The sequence below is a fragment of the Natronococcus pandeyae genome (assembly GCF_008122205.1).
GTDB lineage: Archaea > Halobacteriota > Halobacteria > Halobacteriales > Natrialbaceae > Natronococcus > Natronococcus pandeyae.
Map to the genome: position 1 here is coordinate 147,336 of NZ_PHNJ01000003.1, position 16,031 is coordinate 163,366.

General features: G+C 64.6%; 16 protein-coding genes. 7 read left to right on the forward strand and 9 right to left on the reverse strand.

All coding sequences use genetic code 11. The features are described 5' to 3' along the window. Nucleotides 1-107: 107 nt before the first annotated feature. Nucleotides 108-422 (forward strand): MTH1187 family thiamine-binding protein, encoded by a 315-nt coding sequence (locus CV102_RS07360; protein WP_148857251.1) that lies wholly within the window; start codon nucleotides 108-110, stop codon nucleotides 420-422. Nucleotides 423-507: 85 nt separating this feature from the next. Here the strand turns inward: CV102_RS07360 and CV102_RS07365 are convergent, their stop codons facing one another. Both CV102_RS07365 and CV102_RS07370 read right to left on the reverse strand, forming a co-directional pair. Further along, a complete protein-coding gene (locus CV102_RS07365; RefSeq protein WP_148857252.1) occupies nucleotides 508-1,602 on the reverse strand; it encodes a thiamine ABC transporter substrate-binding protein in 1,095 nt (364 codons plus the stop codon). A gap of 51 nt (nucleotides 1,603-1,653) precedes the next feature. Further along, the gene (locus CV102_RS07370) at nucleotides 1,654-3,426 is read right to left on the reverse strand and encodes an asparagine synthase-related protein (protein WP_148857253.1); all 1,773 of its coding nucleotides are present in this window, start codon (nucleotides 3,424-3,426) and stop codon (nucleotides 1,654-1,656) included. 138 nt (nucleotides 3,427-3,564) lie between these two features. Between CV102_RS07370 and CV102_RS07375 the strand changes: the two genes are divergently transcribed. After that, the gene (locus tag CV102_RS07375) at nucleotides 3,565-3,891 is read left to right on the forward strand and encodes a hypothetical protein (RefSeq protein WP_148857254.1); all 327 of its coding nucleotides are present in this window, start codon (nucleotides 3,565-3,567) and stop codon (nucleotides 3,889-3,891) included. 66 nt (nucleotides 3,892-3,957) lie between these two features. Here the strand turns inward: CV102_RS07375 and CV102_RS07380 are convergent, their stop codons facing one another. Further along, nucleotides 3,958-4,494 carry a hypothetical protein gene (locus tag CV102_RS07380; RefSeq protein WP_148857255.1) on the reverse strand — a complete coding sequence of 179 codons (537 nt, stop codon included), beginning with the start codon at nucleotides 4,492-4,494 and terminating at the stop codon, nucleotides 3,958-3,960. 154 nt (nucleotides 4,495-4,648) lie between these two features. On the opposite strand from CV102_RS07380, the gene CV102_RS07385 reads away from it, so the two are divergent. Beyond that, nucleotides 4,649-4,912, forward strand: a complete 264-nt coding sequence (locus CV102_RS07385) for a hypothetical protein (RefSeq protein ID WP_148857256.1) — start codon at nucleotides 4,649-4,651, stop codon at nucleotides 4,910-4,912. Between the two features lie 84 nt (nucleotides 4,913-4,996). On the opposite strand, the gene CV102_RS07390 is transcribed toward CV102_RS07385, so the two are convergent. The 3 genes from CV102_RS07390 to CV102_RS07400 all read right to left on the reverse strand — a co-directional run bounded on the left by CV102_RS07390 (nucleotide 4,997) and on the right by CV102_RS07400 (nucleotide 7,614). Beyond that, nucleotides 4,997-5,287, reverse strand: a complete 291-nt coding sequence (locus CV102_RS07390) for a DUF6360 family protein (protein ID WP_187432887.1) — start codon at nucleotides 5,285-5,287, stop codon at nucleotides 4,997-4,999. A 128-nt stretch (nucleotides 5,288-5,415) separates the two neighbouring features. Beyond that, the gene (locus CV102_RS07395) at nucleotides 5,416-7,194 is read right to left on the reverse strand and encodes a nitrite/sulfite reductase (RefSeq protein WP_148857257.1); all 1,779 of its coding nucleotides are present in this window, start codon (nucleotides 7,192-7,194) and stop codon (nucleotides 5,416-5,418) included. A gap of 96 nt (nucleotides 7,195-7,290) precedes the next feature. Continuing rightward, nucleotides 7,291-7,614 (reverse strand): hypothetical protein, encoded by a 324-nt coding sequence (locus tag CV102_RS07400; RefSeq protein WP_148857258.1) that lies wholly within the window; start codon nucleotides 7,612-7,614, stop codon nucleotides 7,291-7,293. A gap of 287 nt (nucleotides 7,615-7,901) precedes the next feature. Here CV102_RS07400 and CV102_RS07405 point away from each other — a divergent pair, with 287 nt between their 5' ends. Beyond that, on the forward strand, nucleotides 7,902-8,969 hold the full coding sequence (locus CV102_RS07405; RefSeq protein WP_148857259.1) for an mRNA surveillance protein pelota: 1,068 nt from the start codon (nucleotides 7,902-7,904) through the stop codon (nucleotides 8,967-8,969). A gap of 42 nt (nucleotides 8,970-9,011) precedes the next feature. On the opposite strand, the gene CV102_RS07410 is transcribed toward CV102_RS07405, so the two are convergent. Next, the gene (locus CV102_RS07410) at nucleotides 9,012-9,773 is read right to left on the reverse strand and encodes a TrmB family transcriptional regulator (protein ID WP_148857260.1); all 762 of its coding nucleotides are present in this window, start codon (nucleotides 9,771-9,773) and stop codon (nucleotides 9,012-9,014) included. Further along, nucleotides 9,770-12,988 (reverse strand): MMPL family transporter, encoded by a 3,219-nt coding sequence (locus tag CV102_RS07415; protein WP_148857261.1) that lies wholly within the window; start codon nucleotides 12,986-12,988, stop codon nucleotides 9,770-9,772. Before CV102_RS07415 ends, CV102_RS07410 begins: the two co-directional genes overlap by 4 nt. A 247-nt stretch (nucleotides 12,989-13,235) precedes the next feature. On the opposite strand from CV102_RS07415, the gene CV102_RS07420 reads away from it, so the two are divergent. After that, nucleotides 13,236-13,685: an ester cyclase gene (locus CV102_RS07420; protein ID WP_148857262.1), complete on the forward strand. Its 450-nt coding sequence runs from the start codon at nucleotides 13,236-13,238 to the stop codon at nucleotides 13,683-13,685. A 662-nt stretch (nucleotides 13,686-14,347) separates the two neighbouring features. On the opposite strand, the gene CV102_RS07425 is transcribed toward CV102_RS07420, so the two are convergent. Then, nucleotides 14,348-14,626: a HalOD1 output domain-containing protein gene (locus CV102_RS07425; RefSeq protein ID WP_148857263.1), complete on the reverse strand. Its 279-nt coding sequence runs from the start codon at nucleotides 14,624-14,626 to the stop codon at nucleotides 14,348-14,350. A gap of 206 nt (nucleotides 14,627-14,832) precedes the next feature. Here CV102_RS07425 and CV102_RS07430 point away from each other — a divergent pair, with 206 nt between their 5' ends. Together CV102_RS07430 and CV102_RS07435 are read left to right on the forward strand one after the other, a co-directional pair. After that, entirely contained in the window at nucleotides 14,833-15,309 is a 477-nt protein-coding gene (locus CV102_RS07430; protein ID WP_148857264.1) for an Lrp/AsnC family transcriptional regulator, read from the forward strand. 183 nt (nucleotides 15,310-15,492) lie between these two features. Beyond that, entirely contained in the window at nucleotides 15,493-15,852 is a 360-nt protein-coding gene (locus tag CV102_RS07435; RefSeq protein WP_148857265.1) for a DUF7344 domain-containing protein, read from the forward strand. The last annotated feature ends 179 nt before the right edge of the window (nucleotides 15,853-16,031 follow it).

Here is a 16,031-nt window from a genome sequence, read left to right on the forward strand (position 1 = left end):
TTCTCGAGTCCGTTCCCGTCATCGTTCGCCGAGTGAGTTCCGCCCCGGACCACCCGGTGGTACCGTCGATCGAAATTTCTATGCGGCGACCGCGGGAACGGGCGCCCATGACCGTCTTTGCACTTCTTCGCGTGACGCCGATCACCGGAGAGGACGTCACGGCGGACGTCGCGGCCGCCGTCGAGGCCCTCGAAGAGTACGACGTCGAGTACGAGACGACGCCCATGGCGACGACCGTCGAGGCCGAGGACGTCGAGGAACTGTTCGCCGCCTGCGCTGGCGCCCACCAGGCGGTCGACGCCGCCGAGGTCCAGACGCTCGTCCAGGTCGACGACAAGCGCGAGAAGTCGATGTCCGCGAGCGACAAGGTCGACGCCGTTGAGACGGAACTCGGCCGCGAGGCTCGAAGCGACCGCGAGTGAGACGGATACGCCGCTCGAGTCATCTGCTGGCCCGCGGTGGCGGTCCGTTCGGTCGCGTCGATCGAGGTCACTGGTCGATCAGTACTCAGTAGTTCCCGGCGACCGTCTGCTCCCAGTCGCTGAGCCACTCGTCGAGGTTTTCCTCGAGTTCCTCGTAGCCGAAGAACGGGGTGTCGTCGGGCACGTTGGCGTACTCCTCGTACACCTCCGGCAGCTCCGTCTCCTCGTTGACCGGCCCGGTGACGTTCCGCTCGGCGATCACCGACTGGACCTCGGGCTCGAGGATGAAGTCCATGAACTGGGTGGCCAGTTCGTCGTCGGTGCCGTCCGCGAAGCGGACCATCCCCGAGACGTTGGCGTAGGCCTGGTCGTTCAGCAACGACACCTGGTGTTTCTCGAGGTCGTTCTCGAAGCGCTTCGCGTAAACGCGGTCGTTCGCGTAGGAGACGACGACTGGGATTTCGTCCTCCTCGAACTGCGCGTACACGTCGCTCCAGGAGTCGAGGACTCGCGCGTCGTTCTCCATCAGCTCCTCCCAGTACTCGAGGTAGCCGTCATCGCCGAACTGGTCGATCGTCCACAGCAGGAACAGCAGCCCGGTCGTCCCGCGCTGGGGGTTCGAGACCCCGATTTCGCCCTCGTACTCGGGATCGAGGAGATCCTCGAACGTCTCGGGGGTGTCGACGTTCCGACCGTCGTAGACGATCGCACAGTAGCTACTGTACGTCGGGATCACCCGATCGTGCGGATCGAAGTAGTACTCCTCCTCGACGTCGACGACGTTCTCGAGTGCGTCCTTGTCCGTCTCGGCGAAGAGGTCTCCATCTCCCTCGACCTCCCGGTCCGCGCGAACGAGTTCGTGGGGACTGAGCCCCAGGTAGAGTTCGGGTTCGATCTCGGCGCCCTCGTTGTGGCGATTGATGTAGTGGTTGAGCTCCTGCTCGGGCGTCTGCCACTCGAACTCGACGTCGTAGCGCTCGGCGAACTCGTCGGCGATCCACTCGCCCGGACTGTCGCTCGGCGCGTCGACGAACGAGTTGTAGGTCGCGACTTTGAGGACGTCGTCATCGTCGTCGGTAGTGCCCGCTGTTCCACCGTTTTCTCCTTCTCGAGAGACACATCCAGCCAGACCGACTCCGGCAACCGTTGCCCCCGACGTGAGAAATGCGCGTCGTCTCATTACTCAGTGGTCACAACCGGTGGTACGTAAGAGTCGCGCTTTCGATCGGGGTCAGTCGCGGTCCGCAGTCGGTAGCTCGAGGCTCGAGCCGTCCGGAATCGCCCCCTCCGGCTCCGAGAAGTCGAGTCGGCCCGTCGCGGCCAGCGTTCGAAGCGCGTAGAGGTTCCGGAACGGTGCCAGCCGATCGAGCAGGTCGTCGTCGACGATTCCGTACCACGAAAGCGGATGGTTCCCCGGCTCACTCCAGGCCGACCGCGGCGCGAGAAACGGCGGCTCCCACTCTCCCGATCGCTCGGTGAACTGCCGAGTCGGCGTGTGGCGAACCAGCGCGAGGTGGCGATCGATCGGCGAGAGCGTTCGATCCGTCAGCGCCGCCCGCTCGCGGGAGACGTCCGCCGCGCGACGATAGTACTCCACCGCGAGGTCCGCGTGCAGTCCCTTCCCCCGCCGCTGCTCGAGGGGCACTCGCTCCCAGGCGCGGACGTAGGCGGGATCCCACAGCGGGAGCCACCAGTCGAGACCCGCGTCCTCGTAGACCCGACAGTCGCCGTTCGTGAACGTCGCCATTCGGCCGCGCCACTCCCAGCGCTCGTATGCGGCGGCCGCAGTCGCCGGATCGAACACGGCGTCTGGATCGCGGTCGCCGAGCAGCCCTCGCCGGATTCGCTCGCGGGCGGCCCGCTCGAACGCTGCGTCGTCCCACTCCCACAGCGCGTAGTGGTGCTCGAGGACGTAGTCGATCAGTGCCTCGAGCGACGGTTCGACCCGTTCTCTGTCGTCGATATCGTCGACGTCGTCGTCCGCGTCGACGGCGGGGCCGCAGCCGACGCTCGCGGACGGCGCGCCGTCGTCCCGCTCGCCGGCGAACTGCGGAAGCCGCTCGCTCGGCGTCGCGACGGTGTGGCCGGGACAGTACAGCGCGTCCGTCGGCAGTCGCCCCTCGGCGACCAGTTGCCGGACGGCGGGCCACTCCGCGAGAAACGGGAGCGCGTCGCCGCCGAACGCCCGTCGTCTGTACGTCCGTCCCGCCGATCCGTGGTACCACTCGCGCCATCGATCGGCGTCGTAGTCGCAGAACTCCCACCGAATCCCGAGTCGATCCGCGATCTCCCTGCTCGCCTCGACGTCCGGATGACCGGAGCGACCGAACGTGAAGCCGATCACTTCGCGCCCGCGCTCGACGAGCGCCGACGCGAGCAGCCGGGAGTCGTAGCCGCCCGAGAGCGGGACGACGATGGGGCGGTCACCGGCGACGCACTCGAGTCGGTCGAGCGCCGTCTCGAGAGCCGACCCGAGGTGCGCTTGCGGCTGCTCCGGAACCGAGCCCCACCTGTCGGCTGCCCCCGCGGGCCAGTAGTCTCGGTACGTACTACGGCTGGCTCCGTCGGCGTCGATCCGGACGACCTCGCCGGGCTGGGTCGACCGGATTCCGGACCAGATCGTCTCGGCTCCCGTCACGTACCGCGTGAGGAGGAACTCGCTCTCGGTGACCGGGTCGCGCTCCGCCTCGAGCGCGTCGCGAACGATCCGTCCGCGATCGGAGACGATCGTTCCCCCGGGATCGTAGTACAGCGGAATCGAGCGAGCGCCGTCGGCGACGAGGGACGTCCCGTCCGAGTCGTGGACGACGGCGGCGAAGAAGCCCTCGAGCGTCGCCGCGACGGACGCGACGGCGTCGAGGATCGCCCCGTCGGCGGCTCGAGCGTCGGCGAATCGGGAGGCGAGCGCACTCTCCTCGAGCAGCAGTTCGCCGTCGAACGCGCGGCCGCGAACCGCGACACCGTTCGCTCGCGTCCAGCCGTCGGCCCGGAGCGCCGTCTGCATAGTCGTGCTTTCGGCGAGGGGTATATAGGCTCGGCGCTGGCGTCGCCCTCGCCGATCGATTCGTCGTCGAAGGACCGATCCAGATCGGAACAACGCTGATTAGTCCGCTCCCGGAAGCGACAATGTGGGGTGAAGACGATGACCGGACCGATCGGCCACTTCGAACCCGTCGGCGGCCAGTTCGGGGTCGATACGACCGTCGCGATTGCCATCGTCGTAGCCGTCGCCCTGGTCGCGACGACGCTGTTCTTCCTGTACCTCGCGTTCGCGGTCCCCACGCCGGAGCCGGCGACCACGCCGACAGTGCACAAATCCGCCGGCGGCGAAGCGGAGTCCGCGGACGCTGGGCCCGACGCACCGGAAGACGCCGCAGCAAACGGGCCGGACGACTCCGACTCGAGCGCGACGACGGATTCGGGAACGAGGGCGTCGAACAGCGGCACCGACGCATCGGAAAACGAGTGACGAGGCGTTCAGCGGGACTACCGCGGTTTTTGAGGAGGGGAACGCGAGGGACGGACGCTCGAGAAGCTACTTCTGGTCGCCGGGAGCGCCGGGAGCGTTCTGTTGCTCGACCTCGGCCGCCCAGTGGTGCATCGACTCGTCGTAGGACGTCCCGAGGGCGATCAGGAAGCCGACGATGGCGGTCACGAGTGCGACGCTCCCGACAGCGACGACGGCGATCGAGAACAGCGGCCCCGCCAGGACCTGGGCCGACGTCAGCAGCGACACTGCGGTTACGGCGGCGATCAGGGTGAACAGGCGAGCCAGCCGACCGGTGTCGAGTCCGTCGGCGGACTTCGACTTCGTATCGGTGAGGTCGACGACTTCGCTCAGGATGCCGTTGTACTCGCTGTCGGTCGTCCCGTGCCCCAGGGAGTGAATCGACTGCGCGACCCACACCCCGGCGGTGAAGTTGAGGAGTGCGACGAACGAGACCAGTCCCAGTTCGCCCTCGACGAACAGTCCCGCGACGATTGCACCGCTGAACGAGAGCGCCATGATCGCGTGGGTGACGAGTGACCGCTTGCCGAAGTCTTCGAGTCGACCGATGTGTCCAAGATTCATACCACCAATAGGACCGTAGCGGTAATACAGAGCAGCCCTAACTATGGCAATCGTTCGTGTTAGTAGAAGTTCCCCGCGATCCGAACGACCCTTCGCAGGCGAGATTGCAGTTGCCGGGACAGCTGGTTCCCGACTGCGGATAGTGGTCCACAGTATGGCTGAACTCGGGAGGGCAACGATCGTCTACGAGACCGCGACCGGCGAGGTCGAAAGAGCGACCGTCGACAACGACCATATCGCTTACTTCCAGGACCACTGGCTGTTCGAGTACGGGACGGACGACGACGGGAACGACATCGTCCGACGAGTCCCGAGCGAACGGGTCTACCACGTCGAACGCTCCGTCGAGAAACTCGAGGAGACGTTCGACTCGACAGTCGACAAGGCGAGGGACAAACTCGAGGACATTACCGAGTGACGCGCCCAGTCGCGCCCAGTTTCGAGTAACAGCAGCGGCGGCACCGTTTCGTGCTGATTCGAGAACCGGCGAGTGACGACTGGCCTACTCCTCCTCGTCGGTCGCCTGTTCGACCCGCTGGGCGTGCTTCTCGAGATCCGCCGCGATCGACCGCGCCTCGTCGGGCGCGAGTCGGATCTCCTCCATGTGTGCGGGGAGGTGGTCCTCGGTCATGTTGTCGAGTTCGAACTGGAGTCGGACGTAGTCCGGCTCTTCTCTGTCCGCCGTCGCGTTGACGACGGCGAGCGATTCCGTCTCGAAGTCGTGTCCTTTCGCGACGGCATCGGCGAGATCGAGCGTCGTGTACGCGTTGACTTTCATCAAACGGTCTGCCATCTGTCTGTCTCAACGGAGCGCTCGGACGTACTTAGGCGGCCCGGCAGCGACAACGGAGACGAAGCACAGCCGAAAAACAGCGGCCGTACCGAAAGCGCGTCGCTACGGGTCCGGCGATCGGTTGCCCGTCAGTCGTCGGATGGGATCGGCGTGCCGTCGGCCTTCGCGGGCGCGGGACTCGAGTCGAGGTCGTCGTCCTCGGCGTAGGGGTACCACGTCCGCTTCGTGTTGTGCATGAAGGGATCGTCGTAGTCCGTCTCCTCGGGCTCGATCAGGTCGGCGAGTTCCTCGTCGTCGCGGTCGGCGACGAACTCGCGGAAGCTCTGGGCCTCGCTATCGCGGGCCTCGTCGAAGTTCTCGAGCAGGTTCGCGATCGCTCCCGGCACCTCGTCGGCCGGGATCCGCTCTGCGATCCAGGAGGCGAACTGCGGCTCCTCGCCGAGACCGCCGCCGAGGCCGATGTCGAGCGCCTCGACCGGCTCGCCGTCCTTGCGCGTCTTCATCCCGCGCAGGGAGACGTCGGCGATCTGGGGCTGAGCGCACGACGCCGTACAGCCCGAGAGGTGGATGTGGAAGTTCTCGACGCCCTCGGGGAGTTCGACGTTCTCCTTGAGCCAGCGCGCGTACCGGACCTGGCGGTTCTTCGTCTCGACGATCGAGAGCGAACAGAACTCCGTGCCCGTACAGGCGATCGAGCCGCGCTGGAACGGGTGGGGATCGGGGCTGTACTTCTCGAGCACCGGCACCTCGCGCAGGTCGTCGACGCTCTCCTCGTCGACGTCGGTGAAGATGATGTTCTGGCGCTGGGTCAGTCGGACCTCGCCCGAGCCGTACTCGTCGGCCGCGTCGGCGAGCTCGTAGCCCTCGTCGACGCCGATTCGGCCGACCAGAACGTTCAGTCCGACGTAGTAGTTGCCGTCGACCTGCTCGTGGACGCCGACGTGGTCGTGTTTGCCGTCGGCCTCGCCCGCGTTGTACGAGTACGATTCGCGGAGGTCGTCGCCCGCGGTCTCGAGTTCGAAGTCGACGTACTCCTCCTGGAGCGTTTCACGAAGCTTCTCCGGCCCCCACTCGTCGACGAGGAACTTGATGCGGGCGTTGTACCGGTTCTCGCGGTCGCCGTTGTCGCGGAACAGCGCCGAGATGCCGCCGGCGACGTCGACCGCCTGTTCCGGCGTGGCGAAGACGTCGATGTTGCGGGCGAAGCGCGGTTCGTTGCGCGAGAGACCGCCGCCGACGCGGACGTTGTAGCCCGTGACGGTCTCGCCGTCGATCTCCTTCTCGGCGGGCTCGAAGGCGAGGTCGTTGATGTCGCCCTGGCCACACCCTTCGTCACAGCCGGTCACCGACACCTTCCACTTCCGGGGCAAGTTCGAGTGCGCCTCGTTCTCCTTGAACGTGTCGTGCAGTTCGGTCGCGAGCGCGTCGGCGTCGACGTGCTCGTGTTTGTCCTTGCCGGCGACCGGACAGCCGACGATGTTTCGCCAGGAGTCACCGCAGGCCTGGACCGTCGAGAGACCGACCTCCTCGAGTCGGTCGAAGATCTCCGGGACGTCCTCGAGGCGGATCCAGTGAAGCTGGATCGCCTGTCGGGTCGTCACGTCGATCCAGCCGTTCCCGAACTCGGGGTTCTCGGCCGGGCCGCGGGAGAAGTCGTCCGCGATCTCGACGATCTGGCGGAACTGTCCCGGCTCGAGCACGCCGCCCGGCGGGCCGATTCGCATCATGAAGTACGACTCCTGGCCGGCTCGCTGGTGGTACAGTCCGTACCACTTGAAGCGCTCGAACCAGGCGTCGTGTTCGTCGTCGGGGATCGCGTCCCAGCCTTCTTCGGCGAATCGCTCGATCTCCGCGCGAATATCGGTACCGTAGAGTTCGTCCTTCCACTGCTCGACGTCACTCGCCATTGATACCCTTCGTATGAACCCGCCGCATAAGCCCCTCTTTCTGGCGTCAGTTCTCCCCGGCTCTCGCGTATCTCGGCTACACTTGCCGCTACCAGTTCAGTCGGTTTCGGCGCCGGGCTCTACGATCGACTGGACACCCTCGGGGCTGTACGGTTTGAATTCGCCGTCGACGACGCGGCCGACGGGTAATCGCTCGATCGAGTCCTGCGTACCGCACTCGAGACACCGTCCGACCGTGTCCGCGACGACGACCGATCCGCTGACGTCGACGCCGAAGAATCCTTCCAGGAGGACGTACGCCGGTTCGCACTCGCAAAACGAGCCGTGAGAGAGGGTCCAGACGTCGCTTACGCTCACCTGTCGGCTGTCGTTGACGCTGATCCACGCGCCGTCGTCGAGCGTTCGCACTGCAATCGTCATACGACCGCTTGGTCGGCGACGGGTCTCTGTCCGTTGACCCGGGCAATGCTTACCGGTGAGCGGACGGCGATTTACGCGGAAATCGCGCGTGGGCGCCGGGAAGATACCGAGAGCTTCAACCGAGATAGCTGCCATTCTTTCCGGTACAGAGGAGTGTCGATAACCGGAACCGTTTCCGTCACTCCTCACTGTCGAACCTGCGGCCGCGAATCGGGCCGCGACGAGCGACTCGGCTCCGCAGTTCGCGAATAACAGCACCTTTTAGCGGCCCTCCCGGACTGACAGGTATGCAGATCAAAGACCGGGAACGGATCGAGGGGGGCCGCGAGCGCCTCACCGTCGTCCCCGAGAGCGTGGACGACCTCTGGCACCTCCAGTACGTTCTCGAGCCCGGCGACCGCGTCGCGGGTGACACGACCCGGCGGATCCAGCGCAACGACGACCAGATGCGCGACACGGGCGGCGAGCGCGAACCGATGTGGGTCGCCATCGCCGTCGACGATATCGAGTTCCACAAGTTCGCCAACCGATTGCGCGTCGGCGGCGAGATTGTCGCCTGCTCGCGGGAGGACCAGCTCGGCTTTCACCACACTCTGAACGTCGAGGAACGCGAGGAGCTGTCGATCGAGAAGCGGTTCAAGCCCGACCAGGAGGCCCGCCTCGAGGAAGCCGAGGAGGCCACCGAGAACCCGGACGTCGCCATCGCAACCGTCGAGGAGGGCCAGGCGCACGTCCACACCGTCGCCCAGTACGGCACCGAGGAGCGGGCGACGATCACCGGTCCGACGGGCAAAGGCGAGTACGCCCGCGAGCGATCGGAGCTCTTCGCCGAACTCGCCACGGTACTCAAACGACAGGACGCCGACGCGATCATCCTTGCGGGGCCCGGCTTCACGAAGCAGGACGCCTACAAGTACATCGAGCAGAACGAACCCGAGGTCGCGGAGCTGATTACGATGGTCGATACGGCCAGCGTCGGCGACCGCGGCGTTCACGAGGTACTCAAGCGCGGTGCCGTCGCCGACGTCCAGCAGGAGACTCGCATCGAGAGCGAGGCCGAGTACATCGACGACCTCACCCAGCGCATCGCACAGGGGGCGAAGGCCGCCTACGGTCCCGAAGAGGTGCAGAAGGCCGCCGAGTACGGCGCGATCGAACGACTGCTGATACTCGACGACCGACTCCGGAAGGAGCGCGGTCCCGACGGGGAGTGGGCTATCGACGTCGACGAGATCGTCCGCACGACCGAACAGAAAGGCGGCGAGGTGACGGTCTTCTCGAGCGAGTTCCCCCCGGGCCAGCAGCTGTCGAACCTGGGCGGGATCGCGGCGCTGTTGCGGTATCGACTCGAGTGAGTCGGCTGCTCCTATCCGGGAAGCGCCGGCGACGTGATTCGATCAGTTCGATTTCTCGAGCGTTTCGTCGCTCGCTTCGATAAGCTGGATCAATACCGAGGCGAACAGCGAGTTCGAACTCCAGATCGCGGTCTCGCTCCCGTCGTTGTCGACGACGCTCAACAGCAAGCTGTCGTCGTCGACGATGGCGATCCGCCCCGATCGCTGGTCGCTCTCGCGGTGGGCCGGCGGCGTGTCGACCGTCACGCCGTCGAGCGCCCCGAGACGGTCGCGAACCGCGTCGCTACTACTGACGACGACGACCTCGACGCCGGCGGCGGCGCGCTTCTCGAGGGTCTGTTCGATCTGGGGCGTGACGAGTTCCGGAAGTCGTGCTCCGAACAGCAGTCGCCGATCCGCTGCAGAGAGGATGTCGGCGATGCGGTCGTCGACGCGGCTGCGTCCGCGAACCGTCCAGATGTCCTCCTGGGTTTCTTCGCCGTTCGGCTCCTGTTTGACGGTCGAAACGTAGTCGAACGCGCGTTCCTGCTCGCGCTCGAACCGCTCCTCGAGCGTCGTCCGGGCTTCTTCGACGCTCACCGGCCGGTAGCGGATGGGACTGGACTGCTGGACCTCGAGCAGTCCGCGCTCCTCCAGGCTCTCGGCGACGCTGTACACCTGCGATCGGGGGACGTCCACCACGCGGGCGACGTCCCGCGCAGTCCCCGAGCCGATTTGGTGGAGGCCGATGAACACCTTCGCCTCGTAGCTGGTGAGCCCCAGTCGTTCGAACGCCTCGAGAGCCTCGGACTCGTTCGGCGTCATCGATCCTCACCTCCCTCGTCGGACGCTCCGTCGTCGGGAACTCCCCCGTCGCTCGCCGCCGGGGCTCTCGTCGGCGAGGACTCGAACGAGACGTCGGGGCCGAAGTAGCGCGTCCAGAGGACGAGCAGCGTCGGCAGGACGATCACGCTCGCCAGGAACGCGTAGATGATCGTCAGCGCGGTGATGACCCCGAACTGCTCGAGCGCGGGAAGGATGGCGAAGGCGAGCACGCCGAAGCCGCCGACCGTGGTCGCCGCGCTGCCGAGCAGCGCGCCGCCAGTGCCGGTCACTGTGGTGTGCATCGCGTCCCAGACCGAGCCCTGGCGCTCGAGTTCGAGCGTGTACCGGGCGCTCACGTGGATGCTGTAGGCGACGCCGAGTCCGATCGTCAGGCTGGTGATCATCCCGGTCAGGACGTTGAAGGGCATCCCGATCAGGTACATCGTTCCGAGGATCCAGCTCACTGCGAGTGCGACCGGGAGCAGGGTTATGGCCCCGAGCGTCGCGCTGCTGCCGGTAAGCTTGTAGGCCGTCGTCAGGAACAGCAAACAGGCCACGAGCGTGATCAGCAGGCTCTCGAGCACCGTATCGAGCAGGTCCTGCTCGACGACGTGGCCGACGATCGGATCGCCGGTCGCCACGACGGACCACGGACCGCCGCTCTCGAAGTCGGCGGCGAGCGCCCGCATCTCGTCGGTCGTGTCCTCGCTCGGCGCGTCGCCCTGGATCGAGACGATCATGCGAACGGCCTCGTACTCTCCCTCGTCGGTTCGGTAGACGACGTCGCTCGCGGCCTCGGCGTCGACCTCGTACAGTTCGTCGTACAGCTGTTCGACGTCCTGGTCCGGGACGCCGTCGCCGTTCGTATCGGCCGCCTGGAACGACTCGTTGAACGACTCGTTCTCGGCTGCGACGTTCTCCATCGTCGCCAGCGGACTGCGGACGTCCGCCTCACCGCTCGCCAGTACGTACACGACGTCGCTGTCGGCGGCGTCCGCCTCCGTGGCTTCGATCTGCTGGAGGGTCTCGTCGTCGGTCACGTCACCCCGTATCAGCAACTGCGCCTCCGAGTCCTGTCGCTGGAAGTTCTCGTCGACGTACTCGAGGTTATCCTTCGCGGTGTACTCACCCGGCTGGAACGGCTCGGGGAGGTTCTGGGTCCACGCCGGCGGGCTATCGGCCAGGAAGTCCTCGTCCTCGAAGCTGGTGTCGACCTGGGTCGCGCCGTAAACGCCGCCCGCGGTCAGCAACAGGACGGCGACGAGGACGACCAGCGGTGCCTTCCGGGCGGCGACCGCGCCCACGGAGAGCGCGTCGGCGAGTCGGCCGCCGCCGGTACCGAACGCCCGCTTGCGTCGGTCGATGCCTCGGCCCTCGAGCCAGGAGTCGATCACGACCTTCGCGGCGGGGATCATCGCGCCGAAGACGATCAACGCCGCGAGGATCCCGACTGCGCTGACGACCCCGAACTCGCGGATCGGGCCGATCGGACTGACGAGATTCGAGAGGAAGCCGATCACCGTCGTCGCGGTCACCCAGACGAGCGCGACGCCGACGCCGGCGAGCGCGACGGTCATCGAGCCGCGGGCGTCGCCGGTCACGCCGTCGGCCTCGCGCTGCTCTCGATGCCGCATAAACACGTGAATCGCGTAGTCGATCGAGAGCCCGATCAACAGGACGGGGATGGCGACGAACATCTGGTTGAACGAAATCCCCGTCCAGCCCATGAAGCCGAACGTCCAGACCAGCACGGCGAGGATCCCTGTAACGCCGAGGACGATGTCGAGCGGGTCGCGGTAGGCGATCAGCAGCGCGACGACGACGAACGCGAGCGCGAGGGGACCGACGATCGCGAGACTGTCGGCCATCGAGCGGTCGATCTCGTCGGTGATGATGCCCGCGCCGAAGACGAGCATCTCGTCGTCCTGGGACTGCGTGAGCTCCTGTAGCTCGAGCTGGGTCGCCGTGATCTCCTCGTCGCCGCCGTCAGGTCCCTGGAAGTCGGCACCGTCGGTCGACTGCGTGACGAATATCATCCGCGACTCGGCGCTCGTCGAACCGGGGTCGTAATCGTTCGGCATCAGGCGAAGCGCCAGGTCACCACCCGCCTCATCGTCGTCGTCGAGGACGCTCGTAACTGTCTCCTCGTAGGTCGACTCGTTCATCGACTCGAGGTGCTCGATCTGTTCGTCGATCGAAGGTGCGCCCGCGTCCTCGAGTTCCTCCTGATCGGCCTCGAGTTGCTCGCTCTCCTCCTCGAGTGCGTCGCTCTCGGCTTCGAGCTGTTCGCTCTCTTCTTCGATTGCCTCCTGGTCGGCCTCGAGTTGCGCGTACTCGTCCTCGAGGACGCCCTGGGAGCCCTGCAGGAAGACGCCCTCTAGTTGCGCGTCGAGTTCGGCCGAGCGCTGTTCGTACTCCTCCTCGGAGAGCTCACCGGCGTCGTTAGCCTGCTCGAGTTCGACGCGTTCCGACTGGATCTCGCGTACGTCGTCCATCGCGGCGTCGTACTGCGCCGCCTGCTCGTCGGTCAGGCCGGCCGTCGCCTCCTCGAAGACGGTCTCGAGTTGCGCGTCGAGTTCGGCCGAGCGCTGTTCGTACTCCTCGTCGGAAATCTCCCCCGCCTCGTTGGAGGCGTTCAGTTCGGCGTACTCGAGCTCTATCTCGGCGGTCTCCTCGAGTCCAGCCTCGAGCTCTGCGGCGGTTTCGTCGAGTTCCTCGCTGCGCTGTTCGAGCTCCGCGCTTCGCTGCTCGAGCTCCTCGCTCTGGGCTTCGAGTTCCGCGCTTCGCTCCTCGAGTTCGGCACCGCGCTCCTCGAGTTCGGCGGCTTGCTCCTCGCGGATCGCGGTCGTCGCAACCAGGTTCTCGACGCCGACGATCGGATCGTCCTCGGCGAGCGTAGCGTTGATCGACTCGTTGTTCCGAATGTCCTGCTGGAACTCGAGCGAGGAGACGAGCGACTCCTTCGTCAGGACGTTGTCTCCCCTGACGATCAACTGGACCGTCGTCGTGTCCTCGGCGTCGTCGATCGTGAAGTTATCCTGGCTGTACTCGAGGGCCGCACCCTCCTCCGAGTCGCTCTCGTACTGATCGAGCGACGAGTCGTCGTCGACCATCGGCATTCCGGCGCCGACCAGCGCGGTCGTCAACAGCAGCGCGAACAGGACGATCTTCGCGTTCGCGGTGATCGCATCGGCGACGCGGTGTGGAACGCTCACCGGGAATCACCGGTCTGGTTCGTTAGTAAGGAGGGCGGCATCATCTGTTGTGAGGATATTACTAACGTGTACAAATATAGCTGTTGTTAGTTTGGTACTAACAGATTACTCGATGCCGTCGATCGGATGGGGGGTAGACCAGGTTTACAAGATAGCTCGTCGTAGTTCTCCAGACCGTTTCGAGGACTCGAGTTCGTGCGAGTCGCTTCCAGACTCGGCGAGAATACGACGAGACGGTGAGAATCACATGACGACGAAAATAACCGAACTCGTCCGGCGCGACCCGGAGGAGATCTGGACCGACGGAAACCTCGAGACGATCGACGACCTCTTCGCGGAATCGTTCGTCCTGCACGACCCGTCCTCGGCCAACGAACAGCGGGGCCGCGACGAGTACAGAGAGTACGTGGAGACCTACCGAGCGGCGTTTCCCGACCTGGAGTACGCGGTCGAAACCGTGATCGCCGAGGACGATATCGCCGCGTTGCGGTACACTGCTCGCGGCACGCACGAAGGGGAACTCCTGGGGCTGGAGCCGACCGGCGAGCGCGTCTCGGTGTCGGGGATGGAGATGTACCGCGTCGAAGACGGGCGAATCACCGAGATGTGGACGAGTTACGACTCACTTGGACTGTTCCAGGAACTGGGAGTCGTCCCGCCACTCGAGGAACTCGACGAGACGTCCGAACGAGACTGAATTCCGTCGCTCGCTCTCGGGACCGTTTCGATTCAGTGGCTCTATTGAAAGCTTCAGTAAATGAGAAGAGTTGCCTGCTGAATACAGCGTGTGGATGCATCACCAGTTTCCGCGCGAGCAAAGCGAGCGCGGTTCCCGGACGGCGAGGACGAAAGCCGAGCCGTCCGCCTTTTTCATCGAAGTCCGCAAGCGCGGAGCGCTTGCGGGCCCATCAGAAATCTTTGATTTCTGAGGACGTTTTTGCGCCCAGCGCGGGACCTTCGGTCCCGCGAGCCGTGCGAACAGGCGAGACCGAAGTCTCGCATACCGTGCGAACGGACGCTATGCGTCCGTGAGCAGAGGGCACTTCGTGCCCGTGAGCAGAGAGCGGTTCGCCTGCGGCGAACTCGAGGTGGAACAAGTTCGCGCCCTGTCTCTCGCACGCTCCGCACGACCCATCCAGCATTTGGTAGAAGAACGCGCAAGATACGAAGGGTGAGTTCAGCAGGACAGTTTTGGCCGTTTTATCTCGAAGTCGGTGCACGATGCGTTCAGGATATCTGCGAGTCTATCGGTGGATCTGGAGGACTGAATACGGATGAGGAATCACCGCGGCTTCCCGCTGCGTAGCCGCCCTCGCCTGATAATACGTAGTTCTGAAGGGACAACTCTTCGAAACTGGCTCACCGTTCGGGCACAGACTCGGGATTGTCCGCCGATGCGTCTCCATCCCGAACCGAGATGCTTACCGTGGGGCCGTTCTGGATCTGAACGACGTAATCCAGGTACGTGAACTCGATTTCCACCTCACCGGTGTTCGAGTCCGCATCCGCCTGAACGAGCGCGTCCAGCGCGTCCGGATCGACGACGCTAAACAAGGGAGGAGATAAATCAGTCGGCGAGACGCCCTCCTTCTGGGCTACCGTCTCGACTACCCGGTACGACGGAACGTGTGAATCCATTATCGACCCTAAGGCTGTGATAAGATATCAATGTTGCCCCGAATATGACGTATTCCTCAAATATAAGCCCTAAATGTGCAAAATACGCAGCTTCGTTCGCGGACCGAGCAGCCTCGATCCGTTGCCTTCACCATGTGATATACCACCGGTGTGGATTCCCGCAACGCGGACGAAGATTCATACAGACAGTAGGTCTGTACAAACCCATGAGTCAAGTCGCACTCGACGACATCGATCGCGGTGTCCTATTCTTGCTCCAGGAGGACGCCCGGAACACCACTATCGCCGAGATCGCAGAGAATGTGGACGTCTCCAACAGCACCGTCCGCAACCGCATCGAGCGTCTGGAGGAGACGGGCGTCATCGAGGGGTACTTTCCGAAGATCAACTACGAGCAGGCGAACTACCCGCTGCACGTGCTGTTCGTCTGTAGCGCCCCCGCCGGCGAGCGCGAGCAGTTGGCCCTCAGCGCATTGGATCGCCGCGGGGTAGTTGACGTCCGTGAGATGCTCACCAACAGGCGCAACATCTATATCGAGGTCGTCGCCACGAACACCCGGGACCTGGCCGAAATCACCAGCGGTCTCACTTCCTTGGGCTTCAGCATCGAGTCCTCTGAAATCGTCACCAACCACTATACCCGCCCCTGGGGTGAGTTCGAGCTCGAGGAAGCCGAAGAGTAGCCTGACTGGCCAACTATCGTATTACTTGATGAGTGTGTGGAATGGGCAACGAATTGGGTGGAAAGATACAAAATATGCAGCTCAATTTCTGCTTTTTCACAGCCTTTTTGCTGGTTCATGCCCAATCGGAAAAGTGAAACAGATGGGTCGGTGAGACACGCTCATCTGTTCCGTAGTAACTCTATGACCGACCATTCATATTCGTCACGCGAGCCCACCGTTCAACGGGAGCGTGCTTCACTCGACGAGCTGCTCGAGGCGCTCAGCAAGCCCCCTCGGCGCCGCATCCTGACTGCGCTTGCTGAGGCCAACCCGAGAGACGAAGCCGAGTTCGCCCCGGGGGAGTTCACCAGCGCCGCGCGACGCCAGGAACTCTTGACGAGACTGCATCACACCCATCTCCCGAAGCTCGACGAGGCAGGCTTCATCGAGTGGGACCCCGATTCGAAGACGATTACGCGCGGGCCGCGCTTCGACGAGATCGCGCCGCTCGTCGAGTTGATGATCGCCCACCGGGACGAACTTCCAGTGGGCTGGCCGTAGGTCGGAGTGACGGTCCGGTGTGGGTTCCAGTTTCGGGGGCGACAGTGTGGCTCTGTCGGCGGGGGTCAGTAGGTGTCCAGGGCCAACAGAGACGTCCTCTGTTGAGCGATTACTCCCTTCGAAATCAAGCCGAATCTCGCGCGATATTCGCGCTGTGTATTCAGCACGGCTGCTAAAAC